The 25,675-nt window shown below is 45.8% G+C and carries 21 protein-coding genes and 1 pseudogene; 13 read left to right on the top strand and 9 right to left on the bottom strand.

What is annotated here, in order from left to right:
- Positions 1-5: 5 nt before the first annotated feature.
- Positions 6-455 carry a GNAT family N-acetyltransferase gene (locus tag NIES593_RS04795; protein ID WP_073598493.1) on the bottom strand — a complete coding sequence of 150 codons (450 nt, stop codon included), beginning with the start codon at positions 453-455 and terminating at the stop codon, positions 6-8.
- A gap of 417 nt (positions 456-872) precedes the next feature.
- On the opposite strand from NIES593_RS04795, the gene NIES593_RS04790 reads away from it, so the two are divergent.
- Entirely contained in the window at positions 873-1,622 is a 750-nt protein-coding gene (locus NIES593_RS04790) for an ATP-binding cassette domain-containing protein (RefSeq protein ID WP_073598492.1), read from the top strand.
- Positions 1,623-1,626: 4 nt separating this feature from the next.
- The gene (locus NIES593_RS04785; protein WP_073598491.1) at positions 1,627-3,156 is read left to right on the top strand and encodes a glycine betaine ABC transporter substrate-binding protein; all 1,530 of its coding nucleotides are present in this window, start codon (positions 1,627-1,629) and stop codon (positions 3,154-3,156) included.
- Positions 3,157-3,648: 492 nt separating this feature from the next.
- On the opposite strand, the pseudogene NIES593_RS25440 reads toward NIES593_RS04785, so the two are convergent.
- The 5 genes and pseudogenes from NIES593_RS25440 to NIES593_RS04760 form a co-directional block, all read right to left on the bottom strand.
- Positions 3,649-3,720, bottom strand: a pseudogene (locus NIES593_RS25440) (Ada metal-binding domain-containing protein); the annotation flags it as partial.
- A gap of 171 nt (positions 3,721-3,891) precedes the next feature.
- Positions 3,892-5,079 (bottom strand): glycosyltransferase family 4 protein, encoded by a 1,188-nt coding sequence (locus NIES593_RS04775; protein ID WP_073598490.1) that lies wholly within the window; start codon positions 5,077-5,079, stop codon positions 3,892-3,894.
- Positions 5,080-5,149: 70 nt separating this feature from the next.
- The gene (locus NIES593_RS04770; RefSeq protein ID WP_073598533.1) at positions 5,150-5,389 is read right to left on the bottom strand and encodes a 2Fe-2S iron-sulfur cluster-binding protein; all 240 of its coding nucleotides are present in this window, start codon (positions 5,387-5,389) and stop codon (positions 5,150-5,152) included.
- Positions 5,390-5,512: 123 nt separating this feature from the next.
- A complete protein-coding gene (locus NIES593_RS04765; RefSeq protein ID WP_073598489.1) occupies positions 5,513-7,297 on the bottom strand; it encodes an ABC transporter substrate-binding protein in 1,785 nt (594 codons plus the stop codon).
- A gap of 149 nt (positions 7,298-7,446) precedes the next feature.
- On the bottom strand, positions 7,447-7,827 hold the full coding sequence (locus NIES593_RS04760) for a hypothetical protein (RefSeq protein WP_073598488.1): 381 nt from the start codon (positions 7,825-7,827) through the stop codon (positions 7,447-7,449).
- Positions 7,828-7,981: 154 nt separating this feature from the next.
- Here NIES593_RS04760 and NIES593_RS04755 point away from each other — a divergent pair, with 154 nt between their 5' ends.
- Positions 7,982-8,623, top strand: coding sequence for a M23 family metallopeptidase (locus NIES593_RS04755; RefSeq protein WP_073598487.1), 642 nt, complete (start codon positions 7,982-7,984; stop codon positions 8,621-8,623).
- A 38-nt stretch (positions 8,624-8,661) separates the two neighbouring features.
- Here NIES593_RS04755 and NIES593_RS04750 read toward each other — a convergent pair whose 3' ends face one another.
- A complete protein-coding gene (locus NIES593_RS04750) occupies positions 8,662-9,225 on the bottom strand; it encodes a DUF1802 family protein (RefSeq protein WP_073598486.1) in 564 nt (187 codons plus the stop codon).
- A gap of 302 nt (positions 9,226-9,527) precedes the next feature.
- On the opposite strand from NIES593_RS04750, the gene NIES593_RS04745 reads away from it, so the two are divergent.
- The 3 genes from NIES593_RS04745 to NIES593_RS04735 are packed head-to-tail and all read left to right on the top strand — an operon-like array spanning position 9,528 to position 14,586.
- On the top strand, positions 9,528-10,883 hold the full coding sequence (locus NIES593_RS04745; protein WP_073598485.1) for an efflux RND transporter periplasmic adaptor subunit: 1,356 nt from the start codon (positions 9,528-9,530) through the stop codon (positions 10,881-10,883).
- Between the two features lie 52 nt (positions 10,884-10,935).
- Positions 10,936-14,148: an efflux RND transporter permease subunit gene (locus NIES593_RS04740; protein ID WP_073598484.1), complete on the top strand. Its 3,213-nt coding sequence runs from the start codon at positions 10,936-10,938 to the stop codon at positions 14,146-14,148.
- A gap of 24 nt (positions 14,149-14,172) precedes the next feature.
- Positions 14,173-14,586 carry a DoxX family protein gene (locus NIES593_RS04735; RefSeq protein ID WP_073598483.1) on the top strand — a complete coding sequence of 138 codons (414 nt, stop codon included), beginning with the start codon at positions 14,173-14,175 and terminating at the stop codon, positions 14,584-14,586.
- A 526-nt stretch (positions 14,587-15,112) separates the two neighbouring features.
- Here the strand turns inward: NIES593_RS04735 and NIES593_RS04725 are convergent.
- Entirely contained in the window at positions 15,113-17,410 is a 2,298-nt protein-coding gene (locus NIES593_RS04725) for an alkaline phosphatase D family protein (protein ID WP_073598481.1), read from the bottom strand.
- A gap of 224 nt (positions 17,411-17,634) precedes the next feature.
- Here NIES593_RS04725 and NIES593_RS04720 point away from each other — a divergent pair, with 224 nt between their 5' ends.
- Complete coding sequence (locus tag NIES593_RS04720; RefSeq protein WP_073598480.1) at positions 17,635-18,639, top strand: pentapeptide repeat-containing protein; 1,005 nt, start codon at positions 17,635-17,637, stop codon at positions 18,637-18,639.
- A gap of 1 nt (position 18,640) precedes the next feature.
- On the opposite strand, the gene leuC is transcribed toward NIES593_RS04720, so the two are convergent.
- The gene (gene leuC / locus NIES593_RS04715; RefSeq protein ID WP_073598479.1) at positions 18,641-20,044 is read right to left on the bottom strand and encodes a 3-isopropylmalate dehydratase large subunit; all 1,404 of its coding nucleotides are present in this window, start codon (positions 20,042-20,044) and stop codon (positions 18,641-18,643) included.
- 158 nt (positions 20,045-20,202) lie between these two features.
- Here leuC and NIES593_RS04710 point away from each other — a divergent pair, with 158 nt between their 5' ends.
- From NIES593_RS04710 to NIES593_RS04685, 6 genes are all read left to right on the top strand, one after another.
- The gene (locus tag NIES593_RS04710; RefSeq protein WP_073598478.1) at positions 20,203-21,027 is read left to right on the top strand and encodes a M90 family metallopeptidase; all 825 of its coding nucleotides are present in this window, start codon (positions 20,203-20,205) and stop codon (positions 21,025-21,027) included.
- A gap of 374 nt (positions 21,028-21,401) precedes the next feature.
- Positions 21,402-21,719 carry a DUF1825 family protein gene (locus tag NIES593_RS04705; protein ID WP_015144025.1) on the top strand — a complete coding sequence of 106 codons (318 nt, stop codon included), beginning with the start codon at positions 21,402-21,404 and terminating at the stop codon, positions 21,717-21,719.
- Between the two features lie 790 nt (positions 21,720-22,509).
- The gene (locus tag NIES593_RS04700; protein ID WP_073598477.1) at positions 22,510-22,905 is read left to right on the top strand and encodes a pre-16S rRNA-processing nuclease YqgF; all 396 of its coding nucleotides are present in this window, start codon (positions 22,510-22,512) and stop codon (positions 22,903-22,905) included.
- Positions 22,906-23,095: 190 nt separating this feature from the next.
- Positions 23,096-24,307: a response regulator gene (locus tag NIES593_RS04695; protein ID WP_073598476.1), complete on the top strand. Its 1,212-nt coding sequence runs from the start codon at positions 23,096-23,098 to the stop codon at positions 24,305-24,307.
- A 175-nt stretch (positions 24,308-24,482) separates the two neighbouring features.
- On the top strand, positions 24,483-24,848 hold the full coding sequence (locus NIES593_RS04690; protein WP_073598475.1) for a response regulator transcription factor: 366 nt from the start codon (positions 24,483-24,485) through the stop codon (positions 24,846-24,848).
- 51 nt (positions 24,849-24,899) lie between these two features.
- A complete protein-coding gene (locus tag NIES593_RS04685; protein ID WP_015144021.1) occupies positions 24,900-25,445 on the top strand; it encodes a chemotaxis protein CheW in 546 nt (181 codons plus the stop codon).
- Positions 25,446-25,675 lie beyond the last annotated feature (230 nt).

Here is a 25,675-nt window from a genome sequence, read left to right as displayed (position 1 = left end):
AATTATCAGTGCGATCGCACCAACCTTTTAATCATTTTTATGTGAAGAATGCCCGCTTCATAAAATGGCTCTCCTACTGGTTCAAATCCTAGTTGTTTGTGTAGTTCTTTAATATATTCCTGCGCATGGATAATAATCTCTTCATAATCCTTGTTTTTTTCAACAATTTCTGTCGCTGCTTTCATTAATTTTTTCCCGATTCCTTTGCCTCTAGCTGAAGGTAAAAGCGCTAATCTTTCTATTTTGGCTGTTTTTCGATCTAAGAATCTAATTCTTATCGTTCCTATTGGTTGACTGTCTAGATACGCTAAAAAATGTATGGCAGTTTCATCTCGACCATCAAATTCTATTTCTGGCGCTACCCCTTGTTCTTCTTGAAAAACCGAGCGTCGAATAGCATGAATTCTTGTCGATTCTTCAAAATAGTTAACTTGTTTAATTTGTAAATTATTCATCTCAAGTCTATAAACTGAATTAATCGATGTTAGTTTAATTCGAGCGTTCGCTGACGAAGAAAGCCAGAGAATAAATTCTCTGTCTAATCCCTTAAGTCCTATAAGACAGACTTAAATTTTGAGCCAAGAAATTCATTTCTTGGTTAACTGCAATCAGAATGAAATAACCCTGATTAACAATTCCTTTAAAGCAATAATACCCCCTGGCGAGATATCCTGAAGGTGGGAAAACTGATTTATCCGAATCGGATAGGGATTAAATCTTTAATTAAAACCAATCAAAAGTGTGGTGTAAGAACTGACATTGAGGAGTTGAGAACCAATAACAAAGTGCAAGGTACTCCGCCGCGAGGCAGCGGAGCCTGAAAAGCACTTCGTCAATTAGACTAGAAACTGAGGTCTAATCGCGCGTGACTAATGACTGACGAACAAAAAATTGCTGTTGAATTTCGAGATGTTAGCTATCGAGTTCAACAGCGATATCTTCTATCCGATCTCAATTTTAGTATCTATCGAGGTGAAGCCCTAGTCTTACTCGGACGTAGCGGTAGCGGCAAAACGACGACCTTAAAACTCATCAATCGCTTGCTATCGCCAACGCAAGGACAAGTCATCGTCAGCGATCGCCCGACTACTGCTTGGAATGCGATTCAACTGCGCCGCAGCATCGGCTATGTCATTCAGGAAATTGGTTTATTTCCTCACTTGAGCGTCGAAGAAAATATCGGTCTCGTTCCTTCCCTAGAAGGTTGGAAAAATAGTCGCCTGAAGTCGCGAGTTTATGAATTATTGCATTTAGTCGGTCTGGAACCGGAAAAATTTGCTAGCCGCTATCCCCATCAACTTTCAGGCGGACAGCGACAGCGAGTCGGAGTTGCTAGGGCACTCGCTGCCGATCCCCCAATTCTTCTAATGGACGAACCTTTTGGGGCACTCGATCCTATCACTCGTCTGGAGTTGCAGCAACAGTTTTTCTACTTACAAAAACAACTGGAGAAAACAGTCATTTTTGTCACCCACGACATTCAGGAAGCTTTTCTTCTCGCGTCTAGAATTGGCTTAATGGAGGAAGGCAAGTTAGTGAGTTTGGGAGTGCCTAGTGAATTTCGGCAAGATCCCCACCCAGAAGCACAGCGTTTTTTGGCTTGTTTGCGAGTGTTAGAGTAGGTAGATGGGGAATTTATTTCCAGAAATTTGGCTGCGGACTGGCGAGCATCTAGTTTTGGTCGCTATTGCCATGACGGCAGCGATCGCGATCGGCATCCCATTAGGCATTCTCATCACTCGCCAACCCAAACTTGCCAAACCGATTCTCGCTATCGCCAACGCCATTCAAACCATCCCCAGTCTGGCGATTTTTGGCTTTCTCATCACCGTTCCCTTTCTAGGGGGAATTGGCAAAGCGCCAGCAATCGTCGCCCTCTCTCTCTACGCCTTACTTCCTCTCATTCGCAATACCTATACTGGAATTACCAGTATCGATCCTGCCATCCGCGAAGCGGCGAGAGCAATGGGGATGACAGATAGGCAGATGTTGGTGCGGGTTGAAATTCCTCTCGCATTAGGCACGATCCTAACTGGCGTGAGAGTGGCAACCGTCATTTGCGTCGGCATTGCTACCATTGCTGCGGCTATTGGCGGCGGGGGTTTGGGAGTCTTTATTTTTCAAGGCATTGCCACTGTCAACAATCAGCTTATTTTAGCTGGGGCAATTCCTTCAGCTACTATCGCCATTATTGCTGATGGAGCGATCGGCTGGCTGGAAAGTCAGCTAAAACAGCCAGGAAAACGCAAGCGGTTGGTAGTCGGACTATCTGTAGGCACGGCGATTTTACTGGGGTTGAGTCTATGGGCGATCGCTTCTCAACAACCCCTTGCTCTCACGACAGAAGGGACGATTGTGATTGGTTCAAAAAATTTCACCGAACAAGTTATTTTAGGAGAAATTCTCGCCCAAGCGATTGAAGCGAAAACAGATTTAAACGTCGATCGCCGCTTTAATTTAGGCGGAACTTTTATCTGTCACGAAGCTGTAAAAGCCGGCAAAATTGATGGATATATCGAGTATACAGGAACGGCTTTTACTACTATTTTGAAAAAACAACCAATTAGCGATCCAAAAGAAGTTTTCCGACAAGTCAAACAAGCTTATCAAGAGAAATTCCAGTTAGAATTTTTTCCCTCTTTAGGGTTTGAAAATACCTTTGCGATCGTCATTCGCCAAGAAGATGCCGACCGATATAACCTGAAAACAATTTCCGAAGCTGCTAAATATACGCCTCAATGGAAAGCAGGATTCGGTTATGAATTTTTTGAGCGGCAAGATGGCTATCCAGGTTTATCCAAAACCTATGGATTAAAGTTCGCTCAAACTCCACAGGCAATGGAATTGGGATTAGTCTATAAGGCATTGTCAGAAAAGCAAGTCGATTTAGTTGCAGGTAATTCTACTGATGGGGTTATTCCTGTCTTAAATTTTGTCATTTTGGAAGATGATAAACGATATTTTCCACCCTATGAAGCCGTGCCAATCTTTAATCAAAAAACGCTTGAAAAATATCCTCAACTGATAACAGTAATTAATGGTTTAGTGGGAAAAATTTCTGCCTCAGATATGCAACAATTGAACTATCAAGTAGATAACCAAGAGCGAGCGTTCAAGGAAGTCGTGCAAGTTTTTTTAGAATCCAAAGAATTATAAAGCGAGGGAAGCTCAGCGATCGGAGAGAAAATAAACTACAAGTTTCCGCTTAATTTTTCATCTATTCTCCAATCGGCTTCACCCCGCAAGCCGCAATCACTTTGCCCATCATGGTTCTCAATCCAAATCGACTCTCATCTTGAGCAAAAAAAACGAATCGGTCGGGGGTCGCTTTGGGTTTGGCGCTCAAATTGACTTAACAGTTCGAGGTCGTCAGCAAGGTTTGCTTAAATGCCTCGCGCTTGGCGGGGTCTTGCTTCCGAACGGCGCACCCGTGTCCTCCTCTTTTGGCGTTTTCGCTTGACGTAATCGAACGGCTAACTCGTCCGCACTTTCTTTCACTTCGATAGTTGGGCAAGCGTTGGTGGAGGCTCGAATCCTTGGGCGATCGCCCCACAGACTTGTCGAATCAGATCGAGGTGGGGTTCGTCGGGTAAAATCCGATTGGGATAACAGCGCTGGCAGGGAAGAAACCCGGATTGTTCTGCCTCGTCAGGTTGGGAAAAACAGCAGGTTTTCTCGCCAAGGTTGGCGCGACGGACAGCAAGGAAGGCAGTAAATCCCCGTCGAACGGACGGCATAGACGCAGGTGCGATCGAATGGGGGATCGCGATTGACAACGGCTTACCAGTATTCGTCTTCGCTCATCGGGTCGTCTCCAAAATCATACTCTTTGGATTGAGACTAACCTATGCTGACTAGGCTAGCTATGCAACTCTATCGGTTTCTTGCGCTTTACCAAACGGTTTGCGATCGCTGATGCAATACTAGACCGTACACGGCTTCGGTCTGTCGTGCCAGTTTGGGCCAGCTAAAACGGCGTTCTAGGTCTTCATAAGCATTATCGATTAACCACTGAGCATAGCCGGGATTTTTCAAAACTTCCAAAATTCCCCATGCCAGAGAGTCGGGATTATTGGTATGCGTCACAATTCCCGTTTTCGTATGTCGTACCACTTCTGGAAATCCGCCTGTATCCGATACTACAACGGGAACGCGGGCGGCAAAGCTTTCTAGAGCAACGATTCCAAAAGGTTCGTAAAGACTGGGGAAGACGGCACAATCGGCTATAGTTTGGAACTTATCTAAATCCTCCTCGGACATGAAACCTGTAAAGTAGCACTTGTTCGAGATCCCCAAGTTCCAAGCTTGCTCTTTAAGCTTATCGGTATTGCCGCCGCCGATAATCACAAATTTGACATAGCCGCCCATCTCCCAAATAACTTTGGGAGCGGCATTTAACAGCACGGCAACTCCTTTTTCATAAGTCATGCGACCGACGTAATAAACAATTTTTTCGCTATCTTCGGCATAGCGACGGCGAAACGCCTGGTAGTCAAAGTGAGGATCGCGTTGCTTTTTCTCGGCTCGGATGCCATTATAAACAACATCTATTTTGTCCCAGGGAGTTCCCAATGCTCGTTGCAGTTCTTGACGCATGTAGTCGCTACAGACGATGATGCGCCATGCATTGTAAGCCAGGTTTCCTTCTTTGCTGGCGATGTAACGCTGCTCCTCTGTGTAAATGCCGTTGTGGCGACCGTATTCCGTAGCGTGAAAGGTAGCAACTAAAGGAATCTTAAAATGGTGCTTGAGCGCGATCGCGGCATCCGATACCAACCAATCATGGGCATGGAGAATATCAAAAGGGCCTTCTTCTACAATCAGCTTGCCCCCGTAATATCCCATACTGTCGTTCATGTTGACGACCCAATGGAAAAAGTTATGAGCTGGGGCAACGGGAACCCGATGAACGCGAACTCCTTCTACCTCTTCATAACCGGGAGCTTGACCGAACTCCACTGTAATTAAACGAACCTCATGCCCCAATTTCACCAGTTCTGGGTAAATTTCCGCCACATGGCGCGCGATACCGCCGACAATGCGCGGGGGAAACTCCCATGTTAACACCAGAATCCTCATGCGCCCCAAACCTCTATCCTCTAAAAATATCAATCCAAACTTACATATTTCTCTAACTTTGGCAACCGTTTTACCACACTGGATCGGAATATAGATAAATGGTTAAATGTTGCTTTCCGTCTGGAACGGAACTAATACAAGCACAAATGGGAGTTCCATCGCCCAGTTCGACCTCGCAAGCATAACAAGACCCCATCAAACAACCAGTGGGAATAAAAACTCCTGCCCGTTTGGCTACCTCTAACAGGGGTTCTCCTGGTTGCGCGTCAATCGTAACATCGTCAGGCAGAAATTGAACGTTAACTGTCATCGGTAATCTCAATAGATGAATCTCATCTTTCATCTATGTAGGTTAACTCAATTGAAAGAAAAATGTGTCCTTGCAGATGCTCCCAAACTGAAGGCAGTAGCCCATTAACGAAAGGAGCAAATTTTACCTCGATTTCTTAGAAGAGATTTTAATTTCATCGAGATTCCAAAAAGCGCCTCCGAGTGCAGAAAATTGAATTCCTTCAAAGCGATCGCGTACTGCCCCCAAAGAATAGGGTTGAACCAAATAAATCATGGGCAAATATTCTTGCTCTAGTCGTTGAATTTCAGTATAGATTGCTTTGCGTTTTTCTATGTCTAATTCTCTAGCTCCTTGGATAGTCAATTGAGCCAGTTTTTGTTCCCACTCCGATACTTCCCAGCCCTCTATTGGTTTCTGTCCCGGTTGGGGTTTCTGATTAAAAGTATGCAAATTACCATCAGTCAGCCAAACGTTAGGTATATGAGGTTCGTTATCGCCTGTCAAGCCAAGCAAATAACATTCCCAATCCAAACTATTGCTCAATTTGTCTACTAAAACATTAAAATCAATAGGGGTATAATCGACTTGAATGCCTATTTTAGCTAAGTCATTTTTTATTTGTGCCCCCATCGCTTCCCGACTTTTATTACCAGAATTAGTGATTAGAGTAAAACGAACTCGATTTCCTTCTGAATCCAATAATTGTTCTTTGCTATTGTATTTAAACCCGGCTTCTTGCAATAATTTCTTTGCCTTTTCAGGATTATAATTATATCCCTTCAGAGTTTTATCATAGTAAGGAGATTGAATAGAAATTAATGAGTTAATTGGACCTCCCAGCCCCTGATAGATATTATTAATAATTCGTTGACGATCGATCGCATAGGCAACTGCTTGTCTAAATTTAACATTATTAAACCAGCGAGATTTAATCGGATTAACTAACGGCTTCCCATTCCTTTTGCCTTTATTAAGATTAAAAGAAATAAACTGCGATCCATAAGCAGGACCTCCATTATAAATAGTAAACTTGCCTCGATCTTCTTCTCGTTTGAGCAAGGAAAAATATTCGGGATTAACGCTCAAAGAATCTAAACTTCCCGACCGAAATTGCAATAAAGAAGTATCTTGAGATTCTACAATTGCTAAAATCACTCGCTCGATATAAGGTAATTGATTTCCTTGTTTATCCTTTTTCCAATAGTAAGGATTGCGTTCGAAGATAACCCGCTGACTGGTAACAAAATTTTTGAGTTTGTAGGGACCATTAACAATAATTTGTTCGGGGGGCGTATCGACTCCCCAAGTAGAGAGAAATTTTAGCCTTCCCTCTGCATCTTTTGTTTTTAATGTTTTTCGTAAGATATGGGCAGGTAAAATAGGCAATCCAGCCGTATCGAGAAAAGGTGCATAGGGTTCTGGCAAAATAAATTCTATTCGTCGGTCGTCTAGTTGGCGAATTTTAGGAAAAGCTTGGCTGAGACCGATTTTTAGGCTATCTTTGTAATTGTTAGGAATATTTTGGTTGAGATAGAGGTCATTGTAGCTAAAAACGACATCGTCCGCAGTTAGCGGTTGTCCGTCCGACCACTTCAACCCTTTTCTAAGCGTAAAAACAAACTTCAGTTTATCCTCGGAAACTTGCCAAGATTCGGCTAAAGCCGGTTCTTTTTTTCCCGTGATAGGATTTTCGGTAATTAGACCTTCGTAGATATAACCAAACACATTCGGCGACTCTGCCGAGAGAACGGCATTAAACGTTTTAGGATCGCTTATGATTGAGAAGACGACTTGAGGAACTTGAGCCGCTTGGCTTCTGAAACTGGCTGGATTGCAAGCCCCCAGAGAGACTGTAACGAGTATCCCTAGGACAATTGCTATCCCACGACGACAAATTGTAGCAATAGAACTAGAAAGTTTGGTCATTGGTCATTGGATTTTGGCTTTTAGATTTTGGATTATTAGTGGTGATTAGTTAGTCGATAGTAGTTAGTAGTGAGTGGTTGGTCTTGTCTTCCCATCTCAGAAGTCCCCCCACTCCCCCCACACCTCCTCCACACCTCCAGTCTTCCGTCCTAACCAAGTCCGTCTCGGCGTCCGAGTTCGTAGACTCCGCTAGCAATACAAGCTAAAATTCCTACACTAACTGCCCAGCTACGGCCCAAACCGATTTCTACGCCCCAGTTACAGAGTCCTCCCAGGGCAAGAAAAGGAACGATGCTAAACAGAGAAGCATAAAAAGCGTTTTGCGATTCTCTTGCCCGACGAGTTTTTTCAAACTCTTCAACCGAAGTGTACAGCGATCGCTCGGCAAAGTTAAACCAGCGATCGAGTTTTTCGATAATCCATTCTCTAGCCGATGAGAATCCCAAATATAAAGCCAAAGACCAAAGACAACTACCAGCGATCGCAATCGGATCTAGCTTGAGCGAAAAGGGAAAAAAAGCATCGAGCATAAGCGGAGTGGCGCGATAAACAAGCGCAATTTACTTACTGTTTCTGGATTTTAACAAAATCTTTCTATAAGCTGATATGATATCGGACAGCGATCGGCTTTGACGATCTTTTAAAAATCTTCCGATCCAGTTTGTAGGTGTGAGAAGTGAGCTTATGAAACTCATTGCCTCCCTGAGACGAACAGCAAAAAGTCTTCGTCTGCGACAACATTATTTTCTCCTCTTAACCCTTCTGGTTATGGCAACCTGCATTATCATTGGAGGAGTTAAACAACAGCCTCTCCAAGCCCAAACCGTCCCGGCTGCCACAAGGAACAATCCTTGGCAATACGCTTCTTTTCCGGTAGAAAATTTTCAGGCTTACACTTCTCCTTTTGGCTATCGCACCTCTCCGGTCGATGGAACGACTCAATTTCACTATGGTTTGGATATGGCAGCCCCCTTGGGAAGCTATGTTCGCAATTGGTGGGGCGGGAAAGTAGTAGAACTATCGGACGATACGGGCTGCGGTACTAGAATTGCCATTCAATCGGGACAGTGGAAACATATTTACTGTCATCTTATGGGGCACGTTGAAGAAACACCTCAAGGTCGTTATTTGATCGATCGAGAAGGTGGAGTTATCCTTGGGCAAGGGCAAAACGTTCCCGCTAGTGCCCGAATTGCCCGCGTGGGAATGACGGGTCGGACGACAGGACCCCATCTTCATTGGGAGTTAAAGTACGCTGACAAATACATCGACCCCGCCCTAGTGCTTCAGAAAATGTATAGCCGACATTCGACTTCTCGTTCCTAAGAAACCCCAGTAGTTTAAGAGTTCGAGAGTTCGAGAGATTAAGTGATTATCTTGCGAATTTCTTCTACCCGTTGCTCGTACTGAGAGTCATCGAAAACTGGAAGGCTTCCTTCGAGAGAAATAGATTGTAACAGTTCGATCCAAGATTTACAGCCGCCGTATTCTTGAGAGTAGGAAACCATCTGCGGCTGAGGAAGTCGATAAACTCGCAGCAGGAGAACGTATAGCGGTTGGCGAGGTTTCCAGTTAAAGCGATCGCTCGCCAATCGCTCGTTCCAGATATGATAGGGAAGCAAGCGATCGACAACTGATGCTTTGCTGACACAAAAAACATCGCTAATCTCTGCCCAACTGCCGATGCGAACGGTTTCTGGATGCCAACCGGAAGCGACGGGCGTGACTCGTCCCGCGTATTCTGGCTTAAGTAGATAGGGTTTTTGATGCTCGTAAGTCGGATAAAGCAGCACTCGCTCGTACTGAACCTGAAAACGCCCTCCAACTTCTCGAATTCCGCCTTTACGCAGCAGCATGATGGTTTTACCCGCTTCTAAGGCGTTGACAGCAACTGCCCATTCTTTGAAGGCGTGCGTGGTACTGGGCATATTCTTTACCGAAGTTTCGGACAACTTAGTTGGCTGGCTTTATTAGCAATCATACGACAATCCCATACTAAATTGTTGTGCAAGGTACTCCGCCGCGAGGCGGCGGAGCCTGAAAAGCACTTCGTCAATCGACGATCTTAAGCTTTACTTGAGCTAGAGAAGTTATGTAGACGATTTGCAAATTGGCTTGACATTCCCGTGTCACATTTGCGCCTCATACTAAAAATAAAGAATTTATTAAATATTTGGCTCGCTCAAGAATCTAGAACACATTTTTTCAAACCCGTAAAAGCCGTCCAACTATGAATCCTGTCGAATCTCAGCAGCCCGAGTCGGATAAGCCGTCGAACATTTCAGAACAAACGGATTCCAAGCCTTTACCGCCTAGAAAACCCTGGTTCTGGGCATTAATAATACTAGCTCTAACGACGGGTGGAATCGTTTTCTGGCGGGCGATCGCACCTTCGGGTCAAACCTCTCAACCTGCTAGCGCCCAGCAGCAGGGACAACCGCCCAAACCCGTCGAAACCGTAGCACTTGCAACCGGAAACGGGACGAGGCGCATACAACTGTTGGGTCAGGTAGAATCGAGAGAGCAAGCAACGATTCGCGCTCAAACAGACGGAGTGGTTCGACGGATTTTGGTACAACCAGGCGATCGCGTGACGGCGGGAATGACCATTGCCATCCTCGACGACTCCGACCAACAGTTAGCCGTTGCCCAAGCAAAAGCAAGACTTGCCCAGGAACGCAGTAACCTCGCTCGCTTGGAAGTAGGAACGCGACCGGAAATCATCGCCCAGAGACAAGCAGCCGTGAAATCGGCAAAAGCGCGAGAACAGGAAGCCCAAGACAACCTCGATCGCCTGATTAACCTCGTCGCAGAAGGCGCATTCTCCCAACGCAATCTAGTCGAAGCGAGAGCGACAGTAGACGATGCGCGAGGAGAACGATTAGAGGCAGAAGCCGCTTTAGCCGAAGCCGTGGCAGGTCCGATTCGAGAAGAAATTGCCGCACAACGGGCGAATGTGGCGGCAGCAGTGGCAGCTTTAAATCAATCCGAATTATCTCTACAAAGAACTCGCGTGAACGCCTTGACCTCTGGAGTCGTACAAGAAAGACAGGTCAGTCCGGGAGACTATATAGAAAGTTCGGGCGCGATCGCGACTTTAGTTGCCGGAGACAGCCTCGATGTTTTCCTCGAATTGCCGGAGGAATTGAGCGGCACGATTAGACCTGGTTTATCCGTAGAATTAAGCGCTCGCGCCTTACCGCAATGGCGAGAACGCGCCACGATTACAGGAGTCGTGCCAGCAGCCAATTCCGCATCGAGGCGACAGCGAGTGAGGGTTCGCTTAGACAATCCTCCGCCAGGATTATTGTCCGGCATGGCAGTGACGGGAACTCTGGCGTTACCATCCAATCGGTCGGGCTTTGTGGTATCTCGCGATGCGCTGACCAGAAGACAAGATCGGTGGCTCGTTTTTACTGTTGTCGATGGCAAGGCAAAGCCAATTGAAGTGGAAATGGTTGCCGATATGGGACAAGAAGTTGCGATCGACAGCGAACAATTACGCGCAGGACAACCGATTGTTTTACGAGGTGGAGATGGGCTGACCGATGGAGCGGCTGTAAGAGTAATGAATTCTGGATCGTGAAATCTAAAAATTCATTTTTGCCTTTTGCCTTTTAACTTTTGCCCTACTCATTATGAATTTTATTGAAACTGCCGTTCGCTGGCGACACGGAACCTTCGTTTTATTCTGCCTGCTAGCTATATTGGGCATTCTTTCGCTACTCAACATGCCACTGGAACTGCAACCGGGGGGCGATCGCCCGGAAATTACCATTACTACGCCCTATCCTGGTGCGGGACCAACAGAAGTCGAAGACCTAGTTACCCGTCCCATCGAAGAACGCATGGAGGAAGTTCTGGGGGTACAGGAAATCACCAGCAGTTCTCGTCCTGGTAATAGCGCGATTACCCTGGAATTTACCTGGAATAGCGATGTCAACGAGCGCTTAGTAGACATACTCAATAAATTACAACAGGTAGAAGATCTCCCCGAAGAAGCCAGCGAATCGGATGTCGAACTGGTAGGCGGCAATAGTTCGCCCATGATGTGGATAGTACTTGCTCCCAAAGAAGGCACTAACAGCGATCCCGATCGCTACCGCGATCTAGTAGAAGATCTCATCGTCCCCAGATTGCGCCGAGTCGAGGGGGTAGGACAGTTCCTTACCCCTGGCGGGCGCGAACGGGAAGTAGAAGTACGAGTCGATCCAAGAGCTATTGCAGACCGCAACCTGACCATTGGCGACGTGGTTAGAGTTCTGCGAGAGAATAACCGCGACATCCGAGGCGGTCCTTTGGTATTGGGCAGGCGAGAGTACCGAGTTCGTACTGTAAGCCGATCGCAAGAATTGGAACAAATTGAAGGATTTATCCTGCGTCGAGATGAGTCGGGTACGGTCTTTCTGCGAGATGTGGCAGAGGTGCGGATGGGACGCACAATCCAGGATAGCGCTCTAATTTTTAATGGAGAACCTGCGGTGGCGATCGGGATTATTCGCCGAGTCGGGGCAAACGTACCGGAAGTATCGAAGGGAGTACGCGAAATTATATCGGAGTTTCAGCAACAGTTTGACCGACAGGGAGAAGGCATTCGCTTTGTCTACAACTACGACGAAAACGAATACGTCGAGCAGTCGATCGCGTTGGTAGAAGGAAACTTGCTGACTGGCGCATTGCTGGCGACGGCAGTACTTATCCTTTTCCTCGGTTCGATGCGAACGGTGGCAGTCGTTGCCCTGACTATCCCGACGACTTTGATTACCGCATTCATCGTCATGTCCTTCCTAGGGCGGACGCTCAACATTATCAGTTTGGCCGGATTGGCGTTCGCCGTTGGCATGGTGGTCGATAACGCGATCGTAGTCATCGAGAATGTTTTCAGCCACTTGCAGCAAGGCAAAAGACCGATTCGAGCAGCGATCGACGGCACTCAGGAAGTTTGGGGAGCCATGTTGGGATCGACTCTGACTAACGTGGTGGTGTTTATCCCGCTAGTCGTCGTCACGGGCGAGGCAGGTCAGTTATTTACCGATATGGCGATCGCGCTTTCCGCTTCCTCGCTATTCTCTCTATTTGCCGCACTGACTCTAGTTCCCATGCTCTCCGGTTTATTCCTCAAAGAGGAGGAAGCGATGCAAATGTTTGAAGGCGGTGAATATCGAGGCGGCAATTGGTTTGAGAGGTCGGTAGCCAAAACTTCGGCAGTTTTTCGACTGTTTCAAGGCAAGTTAGAAAATTTCCTCGCTTCTACAGTAAGTTGGTCGCTTGGGCGAGGTCGCATGGTACGCCGATTGTTGGTTTTGTCTGTTCCAGTCATGCTTTTGCTGGCTAGCTTTTTCCTGCTGCCTCCTGCCGACTACTTGCCCGAAGGAAACCGGAACCTCGTATTTTGGGTGGCAGATCCTTTACCGGGAACTAGCATTCCCGAAGCGATTCGACTCTCAGAAGGTCCCAGAGGATTCTTGAGAGAGCAACCAGAAGTCGATCGCGTTATGTATATAAACAGATCGGGACGGCGCGGAATTGCCGCCATCCTCAAGCCAGAGTTTGCTACCACGCAAGGACTTGCCGATATGGTAGACCGAATGCGATCGCAAAGTAATAATTTTCCTGGCTATCGTACTCTATTTCCGACTAGATTCTCGATTTTCCAAGATCCGGGCAAACAATTTGAAATTCAAATCGTAGGCGAAGATTTGGAGAGATTGAGTCAGCTGGAGAAGCAAATTACCGATAAATTGCGGGCATTCTCTGGCGTGCAAAATGTTCGCTCCGATTATACTTCGGGTGCGGGAGAACTTCGGGTGATTCCCAATCGAGAGAGACTCGCAGAGGTTGGTCTATCCGAAGCCGAAGTAGGAACGATGGTAGAAGCAGCCCTTGGCGGTCGCTTTGCCTCGGACTACATCGATGGCAAGAAAAAACTAAATGTCTCGGTGGAGTTAAAAAACACCTTCGTACAAACCCCAGAACAATTGCGCCAACTCCCTCTCTATACCAGTCGCGGACAGGTACAGTTAGCGGACGTGGCAGAAGTACGCGAGACGACCGGACCCGATGTTATCAACCACGTCGATTTAGAGCGATCGATTACCTTAACGACTACACTAGCGCCAGACGCGCCGCTGGGAACTCTGGTCGAACAGACAGAAAACGAAGTGTTAGCCCCATTGCGAGCCAATTTACCGACAGGATATCGCTTGGAACTAGCTGGTTCTGCCGATCGCCTCTCTGAAACGGTATCTCAACTCGCTTCTGCTTTCGTGCTTTCGGTACTGATTACCTACTTATTGCTGGTGGCGCTCTACCGCTCTTTCCTTTATCCTTTCGTTATCATGGCAACCGTGCCGATGGGGATGAGTGGGGCGATGTTGAGTTTGGTGATTGCCAATCGAATTCCCGGTTTAATCGTCCCTCTGGATATGATTACCGCCCTGGGATTCGTTATTTTAACGGGCGTGGTGGTCAATAATGCGATTCTACTGGTAGACCGAGCCTTGCAGCTTCAAGAGGAAGGTAAAGATTACGATGACTCTTTGTATCATGCAACGCGCGATCGCCTGCGGGCTATCTTTATGTCCGCTGGAACCAGCGTCTTAGGAATGCTCCCGCTAGCCGTCGTTCCGGGACAAGGGGCGGAACTCTATCAAGGGTTGGGGATCGTCCTCACGGGCGGTCTTGCCTTTTCGACGATTTTGACTCCCACCGTCGTTCCCGCACTGATGGGACTGCTGGGCGATTTTTCCGGTCGCAAGCCATCCAAACCCAACAAGGGAGAAATCGCCGAACCCGTAATAGCAGACGGCAATGGCAAAGCGATCGCATTGACTAATCGGGCAGACAACTAGGCAATCAAAGGAAAGAGAACAAAAATGCAAAAATTCATTCCCCTGATAGCCAGAACATTTCTCGCTATAATCTTTGTTCACTCTGGATTTGGTAAAGCGTTCTTTGATTTCGCTAGTACTCAGCAGCAGATGGCTGAAGCAGGAATCCCAATTCCATTTGTCGTTTTGATTTTTACAATCGCCTTCCAAATTGTCGGGGGCATATCTTTAATCCTGGGATACAAGGCTAAAATTGGGGCTATTTTACTGATAATTTTCTTAGTTCCTGCCACCCTTGTTTTTCACAATCCAATTGCCGATCCAACTCAGACAATTGATTTCATGAAAAACTTGGCCATCTTGGGAGGCTTGTTAATGGTCGTTTCCTTTGGTTCGGGACCATTGAGTTTAGATGGAAGGGCTGACTCTTTGAAGATGTCTTCTAGACTTCAAGATTAAAAGCTCCATATGCCAGAAAAAATGGCACAACATACAAAAAGAAAAAAGATGCTCTACTCTCGTAAGATTGTGCTACGACTATCAATTTTTCTAACAGTCATGGCGATCGCATCTAATACCATTTTTCATTCATTAATGACACAGATAGTCGATCGCCCTCACCCCCAACCCCTCTCCCAAATAGGGAGAGGGGAGAAGAACGTCGATCGCGAAAACCTGAAAGTTGGTATTGGTATAAGATCTATTTGACCTGAGGAATTGAAGGTCTTGCTAAGGAATTAAAACAGGAGGAAGCTAAATAATACAATGCTTTTATTGAAAAGAATGCCAATAAATTAATTTAATATCAGATCCGGTTGAACAAACACAATAACCAGTAGTGCGAGCTTCTAGCTCGCGTTCGAACAGGCATGAAAAGCGAACGAGATGTATGCGCTTTGTCGAGCGCACGCTACGATGAGCGCACTGCACTACATAATATTACGGTCAATTAAACGGATTTATATAAAGCGATCGCATACCACATTTAAATATTCTTTGGCAACTGACGCAGGTGCAGCGATGCCCGAAAGCGACTAAAGCCAACGCGAGGTTTACCCCAGGAAGTATACCAGTAAATATCCTGAATAGCTGCATTTTCACTAGGATTACCATACCAATCGAAATGGATGAGTCCTAGATTGTTCGTGCCGACTACTTCTTTGCCCTCTTGAAACCAGCGATTCTGCCATAGCCACTTAACAAAGTTATACAGCCAATTCGGTTTCTGTTGCCCCCTAAGCCAAGGAACGTTTTTTCCCCACTCAGGGATTTGTATGGGTTGACGGGGAATCCATTCAAGGGAACATTTCCAATCTGGCAACGAGCGATCTGTATGCCTAACCTCAATCATTTCTGGCAGATTCGTCCAGCCAATCCAAAAGCGCCGACGCTCTGGCATCAAAATTGACTTCGCTTTAGTATGAATGAGTTGAGTCATCAACTCTGAATTTTTCAGGGCGCTTGAAGTGAACTGAGTTAAAAGATGCGGCTTGAAAGACTTTTCGGAGTCTGAGACGACTGAATCGGAAGGGCGGCGCGACCAATAATCCAAACGTGCCGTGGCGCTGTAGTGAATGTCGCCAGAAAGAATAATAACGCGATCGCGTCCTTCAAAAAGCGTAGCTAAAAACGCAGCTAAGCCAGAGGCGTTCATATTCCAGCCATCCCCTACATCGGCATTAAAAACTTTGCCCTGCTTTAAATACCATTGTTGAATGCCAGCGATCGCCTGCAAGGTAAATATATTAGTTGGCGAAATAACTAGAGTCGCTTTAATGTTCGATCGCGCTTGCTGCAATACCGATCGCAGTTGCCGCTCGAAGGCACTCGGACAGAGTAAGGCTGGCGGAGCAATGGGGTCGCGATCGGCTGGGTAGCCGCGCCAAGTACGAGTATCCAGAACGATAACCTCATGGCTGCCGCCTCTAACTGTATAATGCCATCTAAGGGCTTCTGGCGAGCGGTCTAACACCAAAAACTGTCCGTCCAAACGCATTTTGGGAAGACTTGTCAGCGGATCGGATTCGGGTAAACCAAGATAGCACGCGATCGCCTCCTCTGCTGTCTTATCCCCTCCCGCCGATGCCGACCACTTGCTCGCTGCTTCCAGGAGTTTGGCTCCCGATTGCCCATCTTGAAATTGCTCTGGCGTATTTCCCCACCCTTGAAAGACGGCATAAGCCAATAAAGCGTTTTGAACTACACGCCGCCCTAGCGGTTTTCCCAATACCCGCAGGCACCACGCTTGATTCAAATACCAATCATCGCTGATATCGTGGTCGTCAAAGATAGTGTATCTGGGAACGTTGGCAAGCGCCCGTCGTACTTTCCAGATCGTGCTAGCAAACTGCTGCAAGTCTTTCAATTCCCGATCCCATTGCTTAGCTGCTTGTCGATCCTGACAAATCTCGCGCCCTTTAGGAAATGGCTCCAACCAAAAAACCTGGGACCAGGCGAACAGATAAATGGCGTAATACTCTCCCAATCCAAACAAATGACTTTTAGCCAATTCTGCTTTGTCGCGAATCCCTGCGGTAAATCCTGCTTGCTCGCATGCAATTTTACTGCGCTGTCCCGGCTTTAACTGCTTTGAGGTTAGATGAGAGACTTTTGACGATGGCAGTAATGGCAGTTGTTCCTGCCAACCGAGTAAAAGGTCGCCAACTTCAGTCAGCGCATACAGCAAGGGATCGGCAACATCGTCGCCATAAATCTGATCGCCTGTCAGAAAAAGTTGATGGGGTCTAAAATCGGGTAAGGCTGCATTGTGTTCGAGCAAACTATCCAAAATGGGCAGCGCATCGTAACCTTTGCCATGAGGTTTACGACAAGATCCATACACGATCTGCAATCGATCTAGGTCTTCAGGCGGTAAGGCGAACGTGGGCAGTTGATGTGGGAAATAGCTAATCGGAACTAAAGACAAACTCGGAGAAGTTAGCACTTGCTGCAAGGTTTGTCGATCGCCTTCCGTCCCAGTAAAGCTTAAGTCATAAGCATAGATTTGTCCCGATCGCAAGAAATCGCCGTTCTGCGATTGAGCCGTTACTGCAACTATGTGTAGATACCGACCGAGGGCAACCGTCGTCCGCTCTCCAGCCATTGCTAACGCACCGACGACATTCCCACTGTCAGCAGTCTCGTACACCTCGATCGCAACCCGACGCGGTTCTTTAAGGGCAACCCAAACCGTCACCGACTCTGACGAGGTATGTTGCAAGATCGGACCTGCCAGAATCAGTGGCAATCTCTCTAAGCGATCGCGAAAAGAAATCTCGGACATAGTTTTATTGTCGATGAGATATTCAGTCTAGTGCAAGGGGACACCTCTAAGGACGGCAGTCGGAAGGCAGAAGTCGGAATTAGAAAGAAGTCACTACTAACCACTAACCACTAACTAAGAAGTTGAAAATTTTTATGACCCAGATGTAACGCCAAGCGCGTAAATTGGGAACGCTTAGGATTAATAGAAATCTCGATAAGAAACCAAACAGCGATCGCTCTATCATGACAAGTCAGTCAAACGCAACAGATAATTTAACTCTTGGCAACCAATCTGAAACCAAAACGCCACTGACTGCCGCCCATCTCCTAGAGAGGTACGCAGCGGGGGAAAGAAAATTTAGACAGGTACAGCTTAAAAAAGTCGATCTCAAAGGTGCAAATCTAGTACAGATCGACCTCAGAGGAGCCGATCTCAGTTATGCCAATCTCAGAGAAACAGATTTGAGTAGTGCTGACTTGAGAGACGCTTGTCTCGATGGAGCCGATCTTTACAAAGCCAATTTAAGTCGAGTTAATTTACAAGGCGCTCGTTTGGGAAAAGCTAACTTAAAAGAAGCCAATCTAACTAGAGCCTCTTTAGAGCAAGCACACCTCGAAGGCGCTTTTTTGACTAAGGCGTTGATGAGTCGGGCTAATTTAAAAGAAGCGCATTTAATTGGCGCTCATTTGAACGAAGCCGATTTGGGATACGCCAATCTCAGCAATGCCTATCTAGATAGCGCTTACTTGATCCAAGCCAACATCCAAAAAGCTAATCTAGAAGAAGCTAGTTTGATAGGAGCGTTTTTCAGTGGAGCCAGCTTGAGAGGAGCCAATTTTCACGGCGGTTACTACACCGATAAAACGAATTTCGATACTTCTTTTGACCCCGTTGGTGCGGGATTGCGGAAAGTCCAAAAGACGACTCTCGAAGAACTTCTAAGCGCTTTCAAGCATCTGAGCGAATCTGCTAGTCGTTACATCGGCCCTAAAATGACAGCGAGATATTGGGAGTCTTCCCGTCCCGAATTTGAGTGGCTCCACCAAAAGTTTCGGGTTAGTTCTTCCGGTCAGATTTCGTTTTCTGGCAGTACGACAGAGCCTCTGACTTTTGCCCAATTAAAGTATGGCTATAGATGGGTCAATAACTTCGTCGAGTCCTGCTCTGCGATCGTCCAAGAATTTCCCAATCTCATCGATCGCAGCAAACTAGAGTTTTACTCGTCCCAAGACAATCGTGACAATTAAATCAAATCAACTCTCGCACGTCAGCCACTTCCCCTTTAACAGCAGCGGCAACCACCATTGCCGGACTCATCAGTAAGGTGCGTCCCGTTGCCGAACCCTGACGACCTTTAAAATTGCGGTTAGATGAAGAAGCACTGATTTGATCGCCTTGGAGTTTGTCGGGATTCATCGCCAGACACATCGAACATCCCGCTTCTCGCCATTCAAACCCTGCTTGCAGGAAGATTTTATCCAATCCTTCCGCCTCCGCCTGCTTTTTCACCCGTTCCGAACCTGGAACGACGAATGCTTTAACGCCCTCTGCCACGCGTTTTCCTTTAGCGAATTTAGCTGCTTCGCGCAGGTCGCTAATGCGTCCGTTGGTGCAGCTACCGATGAAGCAGACATTCACTTTGGTGCCTTTAATTGGCTGTCCGGGCGTTAATTTCATGTAGCTATAGGCTTCTTGAGCGATCGCGCGATCGCTTTCTGCTAACATTTCAGGAGTGGGAATCGATTCGCTGACCCCAATGCCTTGACCCGGCGTAATTCCCCAAGTTACCGTCGGTTCGATCTCAGACGCATCAAAAGTAACGAGATCGTCATAAACCGCATCGTCGTCGCTGCGAATACTTTTCCACCATTCGACGGCTTTATCCCAGTCTGCGCCTTTGGGTGCAAAGTCTCTTCCCTTTAAATATTCAAACGTCACTTCATCGGGATTGATATAGCCGCATCTGGCGCCGCCTTCGATGGACATATTGCAAACGGTCATTCTCTCTTCCATCGACATTTGCTCGAAAGTCGTGCCAGCATATTCGTAGGCGTAGCCGACTCCGCCTTTCACCCCTAGCTTGCGAATGATGTGCAAGATAACATCTTTGGCATAAACGCCTGGTGCTAAAGTGCCGTTAACTTCAATTTTACGAACTTTTAGTTTCGATAGCGCTAGAGTTTGGGAGGCTAGGACATCGCGGACTTGAGATGTGCCGATCCCAAACGCGATCGCGCCGAATGCGCCGTGCGTAGACGTGTGAGAGTCGCCGCAAGCGATCGTCATTCCGGGTTGGGTCAATCCTTGTTCTGGTGCGATGACGTGGACGATCCCTTGATTTCCCGAACCGATATTATAGAAGCGAATTCCGTAGTCTTTGGCATTTTTTTCGATCGCCACCATCATTTCTTCGGCGAGATCGTCTAGAAAGGGACGGGCTTGGTTTTCTGTCGGAACGATATGATCGACTGTAGCGACGGTGCGTTCTGGATACAATACTTTTAGTCCGCGAGCGCGCAGCATGGAAAAAGCTTGGGGACTGGTGACTTCGTGGATTAAGTGCAAGCCAATAAATAACTGAGTCTGACCTGAAGGCAAAATTTTAACGGCGTGTGCTTCCCAAACCTTATCAAATAACGTTCCTTTACTCATGTAATCGGTCTTAACTGCTAGTGGTTAAAGCTTTAAAGATATATTCAATCTTAGCTCTTAATGGATAGTAGCGGCATGAGAAAAATATTTTAATTTAATTATTACAAAAAATTTTCTATTTATAGTTATGCTATGCAATTAAATCAAATTAATGTTGAATGCTAAATGCTATAATTGTCTTTTTAATCGTTGCGATCGTTGTTGCTTTAATTTGGCTCAGACCTATTCTGAGAGAAATTAGACGCGATCGCTTAAAAAATAAATTTTTCCCATTACATTGGAGAGCAATCATCGAGCAAAATATTCCTTGCTATCAAACCCTTCCACGTTCCTTACAGCAACAACTTCATGGACACATAAACGTTTTTTTAGCCGAGAAACAATTTCTAGGCTGTGGAGGATTACAGATAACTGATGAAATTAAACTGACTATTGCTGCTCAAGCTTGCCTTCTCTTACTCAATCAAAAAGGAAATTATTATCCAAAACTTAAGTCAATTCTCGTTTATCCAGGTGCATATATTGTAAAAACAACAACTCCTATTAGCGATTACTTAGTAGAAGAAAAGCAAGAAATTAGACTCGGTGAATCTTGGTATAGAGATCGAATTGTCCTTTCCTGGGAACAGATAAAATACGATACAAAAAATTGGCAAGACGGACATAACGTTATCCTTCACGAATTTGCTCATCAGCTAGATGGAGAGGATGGAAGTTTAAATGGCGTACCCCTTCTCGATCGCCAATCGGATTATATGACTTGGGCGCGTGTTTTTGAAAGAGAATACAAGCAATTGTGCAGCGATATCGAATTAGGTTTGAGGACAGCGATCGATGCATATGGCGCAACTAACCCAGCAGAATTTTTTGCAGTTGCGACAGAAACTTTCTTTGAAAAACCTCAACAAATGAAACAGAAACACCCCGAACTTTATGCCGAACTAAAACATTACTATAAATTCGATCCACTTGAATGGATTTAGAAACGACCAAAATAATAGCTAGAAACCCAAGAAAAATTCGAGTTAAATCCGAGTTAAAAAATCCTAGAAAAGCGATCGCAGCAGCTAGAGCTTGAAAAAATACCTTTTAACTCATCAACTATGACGATACCACAAAAGTCTTACAGTTTTTGCGGGCAATTACTCAGATTGTCTCAGAAAAACATAGTTTTGTAGTTAGCAATCTAAATCAAAGTAGTTTGACAATAAAGTCAGTGTCAAAATCTAGCCCTAACCGCGACAATACGGAAAACCGTATCTCCACAGAACTTTCAACTCCTCTAAAATAGTTAATGAACTCCGTCAGGAGTAGCATGATATAAATTTTAAACGGGTTCTTATAAAGGCTAGGGAATATGGGATTTTTTGATTCAGAAGTCGTTCAGCAAGAAGCTAAACAGTTATTTGAAGACTATCAATCCCTGATGCAACTTGGAAGCGAGTACGGGAAATTTGACAGAGAAGGGAAAAAAATCTTTATCGAAAAAATGGAGCAGCTTATGGAGCGCTATAGAATCTTTATGAAGCGCTTCGAGCTATCGGAAGATTTTATGGCGCAAATGACGGTACAGCAGCTTAAAACTCAACTCAGTCAATTTGGCGTGACACCCGAGCAAATGTTCGATCAAATGCATATGACCCTAGAACGGATGAAATCTGAGATTAAAGATTAATTAACATTTTAATTTAGCATTTAGTTAAGTTTGAGTGAAGTACCCTAAAGCTTTTAGGCTTTTATAAGAAAATTTTTATAACCAGCAGCGACGATTCTGCTCGAATTAAAACCCTAAAAGATTTTGAAGGGATTTGGAAACGTTCGAAAATGTCCATTGACTTAACGAGTTTGAAAGGACTGCACCATCTCGCATGCGAGGTAGTGCGGTTAAACAACCATATTGCTTGTAGGGGCGGGTTTTGTTTTTAAGTTACTAATTTCACTAAAAATCCTAGCTAAACCCGCCCTTACCGATATTGCGGGCAATCAAACAGATTTAATATAAATTCAGCAACGCCGGAAAAGTATGACAAGTCATACCATTTCTAATACCATTTTGGATGAAAGGATTGGGAACCCCTTTCTACGATTGAATTGTGTAAATTCATCTATCGCCTTCTTATTTCAAATTTGTATAACAAAGAACGCTACAGACGATCGAGGAAAAAGCCTGATACACAGATCTGCTGACTAATTGCGAACCGACGCGGACTCCCACGAAATAGAGGAGCATCGGCGAATTGGTATTATTGTTCGTCCATCAAAGTCGATCTCAATCTCAATCTGATAGGCACGATCGATTAGCTAATACCAATTTTCAGGTTTTCGCGATCGACACTCCCCTCTCCCAAATAGGGAGAGGGGTTGGGGGTGAGGGCGATCGACTATCTGTGTCATTAATGAATGAAAAATGATATAAGCCCAAAGTTAGTAATATGGTAGATTATTTCTGATTTCCGATTTTTAAGATGATTCTAGGTTTCGATCCGGGGCGAGATAAATGTGGCGTGGCGATCGTAGGATTGGATCGTCAACTTCTCTATCATCAAGTAGTGAGTGCGGCTGTAGCCCTTGACACTATTAAATCTTTATGTCAGCAATTTGCTATCGAACGGCTAGTCATAGGAAACCAAACGACTGCCAAACAGTGGCGACAGCAATTAAAAGAACATTTACCCCCCTCAGTATCGATAAAGATGGTAGACGAGCGAAATAGTTCCCTGGAGGCACGCGATCGCTACTGGCAAATGTATCCGCCCCAGGGACTGCAACGCTTAATTCCGCAAGGGATGAGAGTACCGCCGCGTCCGGTTGACGATATCGTTGCAATTCTGTTGATTGAAAGATATTTACAAAACGTATAAAACTAAAGGGGAAAGCACAATTCAAGATATACAGGATATAAAAGAATATCCAAGAATTCCGAAAGTCTTACGATTCACCTACCCGAACGATGTGACCATTTGGCATGAGCCTGGTGTTAGTTTGATAGGATTTTAGGGAATTCTATAGGTTGAAGCTTCTAAAACTTGTTTATTTAAGTAAAACGTAGCCATGACGACTGCTAACCCTTCCTCTCAAAGTCCCCTAATCATCAGGGATTTTAATGCTGAAAAACAGGCTGAGTTTTTTGAAAAGCTTAAACAGAATCGATTTAGCGGTCAATTGGTGCTGACAAACCCTAAGGGAGAGAGGTGGTTCTTCTATTTCTACTTGAGTCGAATTATCTATGCAACAGGTGGAATTCACCCCGTCAGACGCTGGAGACGAAACCTAATTACTTATTTTCCCCAAATCGCTTCCCAACCCTCAACCGTGCAGGTCGATCTCGCCAACATCGCCCCCGATAAGTTAAAAATTTGTTGGGAATACGAACTATTGTGTCTGTGGGTAGAACAGCAAAAAATCATGCGGGAACAAGCCGCCAAAATGATTCGCGCCTCCATCGTCGAGATCCTATTCGATATCACTCAAGGAATGGCAGTAGCGTGCGAAATCAAGCCAAATATCCTGCTTCCTCCCAGACTGGTTTTAATCGATGGCGAGCAAGTTATCGCAGAATCCCAGCAGTCCTGGCAAGCTTGGCAAGAAGCCAAAATTGCCGATCGCTCTCCCAATTCAGCACCAATCATTCGCCAAAGCGAACAACTGCAACAAAAAACCTCTCCCCAAGTCTATCAAACCCTCAGCCAACTCCTCGACGGGCAACAAACGCTGCGCGACCTGTCAATCCGCATGAAGCGACATGTCTTGCCAGTGATTAGTTCGCTGCTACCATACATCCAAATGGGTTTGGTGGAATTGATTAGCGTTCCCGATCTTGCCTCTCCCGTTGCTCCTCCACCGACTCCTAGCGGAGGTACGCCAGCCCCGATAACTTCTGGCAAAGCTCCCTTAATTGCCTGCGTGGACGACAGTCCCCTGATGTGCCAGACAATGGAGAAAATCCTCACGGCTGCTAATTATCAATTTGTCGGCATTAACGATCCGCTCAGAGCGATCGCTATTTTGCTCGCCCGCAAACCCGATCTGATCTTTCTCGATCTCGTCATGCCCAACGCCAACGGCTATGAAATTTGCGGTCAGTTGCGCCGAATGACTTTTTTCAAAGATACTCCCATCGTCATTCTCACCGGCAATGATGGCATCGTCGATCGCGTTAGAGCCAAGATGGTTGGATCTACGGACTTTATCAGCAAACCCGTCGATCCGGAGATAGTGATCGGTACGATTCGCAAACATCTCAGACAAGAAAGTCTCGCCTAGTTCTCTACCTAAATCAAGATTTAACGGTAGACTAAATTTTAAATTCTATAAAAACTGTTACGCCGATAAAATTTCTGGGAATGCTATACGTAGCTCTTGAAATCGACTAGCTAACAGCAGCCATTATTTCCAATCCCTGCTCTGGTTCTTTTGCGCGTTAATTGAGGTAAATGTCATGGGTACAGCCCTAGTTGTTGATGATTCTCTGACAGAACAAAAAATTATTACAAGTTGCTTGGAAAAAGAAGGCATCAATGTTCTGATCGCCTCTAGCGGAGAAGAAGCCCTAGAGAAAGTTAAAAGCACTCGCCCCGATGTTATCGTCCTAGACGTGGTACTGCCGGGGCGAAGCGGTTTTGAAATCTGCCGCCAACTTAAAGCCGAAGCCTCTACCAGCACCATTCCCATTATCATCTGTTCGACCAAAGGGAGCGAAATGGATAAATTTTGGGGAATGAAGCAGGGAGCAGATGCCTACATTCCCAAACCGATCGATCAAGCAGAGTTCGTGCAAACTGTCAAGCAACTAATTAAGCAATAAGGCTGAAAATCAATAGCCTATCTATCGAAAAATAGTAAAGGAGAAATACATATGATGTCCGATGCGTTCCTGCGGGATCTCGGACAAACTGCCTCAGGATCGGGCGGGCGAGGACGAGAAGAGCAGTTTTTGCGATTTTATCTAGAGCCAGATACGAAAGTGATGTTACCAGTGGCTCAATTGACAGAAGTACTTACCATTCCCCTCGGTCAGATTATTCCCATTCCCCACATGCCCGCTTGGGTAATGGGAGTTTATAACTGGCGAGGGGAAATTCTTTGGATGGTAGATTTGGGACAATTGGTCGGACTGACTCCCTGGCATCAGCAATCTTTCAAAGGCTCGACTTACAGAGCCTTTGTTCTTAAGAGCGCTGGCAAATCCGAAACGGCAGCTAAAAGCCAAACCCTCGGTTTAGTTATCAGTAGAGTCGATGATATAGAATGGTGCGACCCAGCACAAATCCAATCGCCGCCAGCCTCAGCAGTAGAGCCAGGATTGGCTCCTTTTCTGCGAGGGTTTTGGGTAAAACCCGATGGCGAGATTCTCGTCGCCCTCGAAGGAGAGGCGATTATGGCAGCTATGCCCAAATCGTAAATTCTCACTAAACACAGATAGATGACTATCTCAGACGAGCCTGACCGACAACAATGAAAGGGCAAGGTTAAGGCTTGTATTTTCAGGTTATTATTTTCGGATTATAAATAACAAATAATGAGATTTTTTAGCCGATGATGTTAATTCGGCAGATAATACGGGAATTCTATTAAGTGAAACTCTCCAAGTTGCTCAAGGCTCTCCATTGCGATCGCAAGATGACTAATTTA

Source organism: Hydrococcus rivularis NIES-593 (assembly GCF_001904635.1).
Taxonomy (GTDB): Bacteria; Cyanobacteriota; Cyanobacteriia; order Cyanobacteriales; family Microcystaceae; genus Hydrococcus; species Hydrococcus rivularis.
The sequence above is the reverse complement of the archived record's forward strand: the minus strand, read 5'-3'. Positions and strand labels throughout refer to the sequence as shown.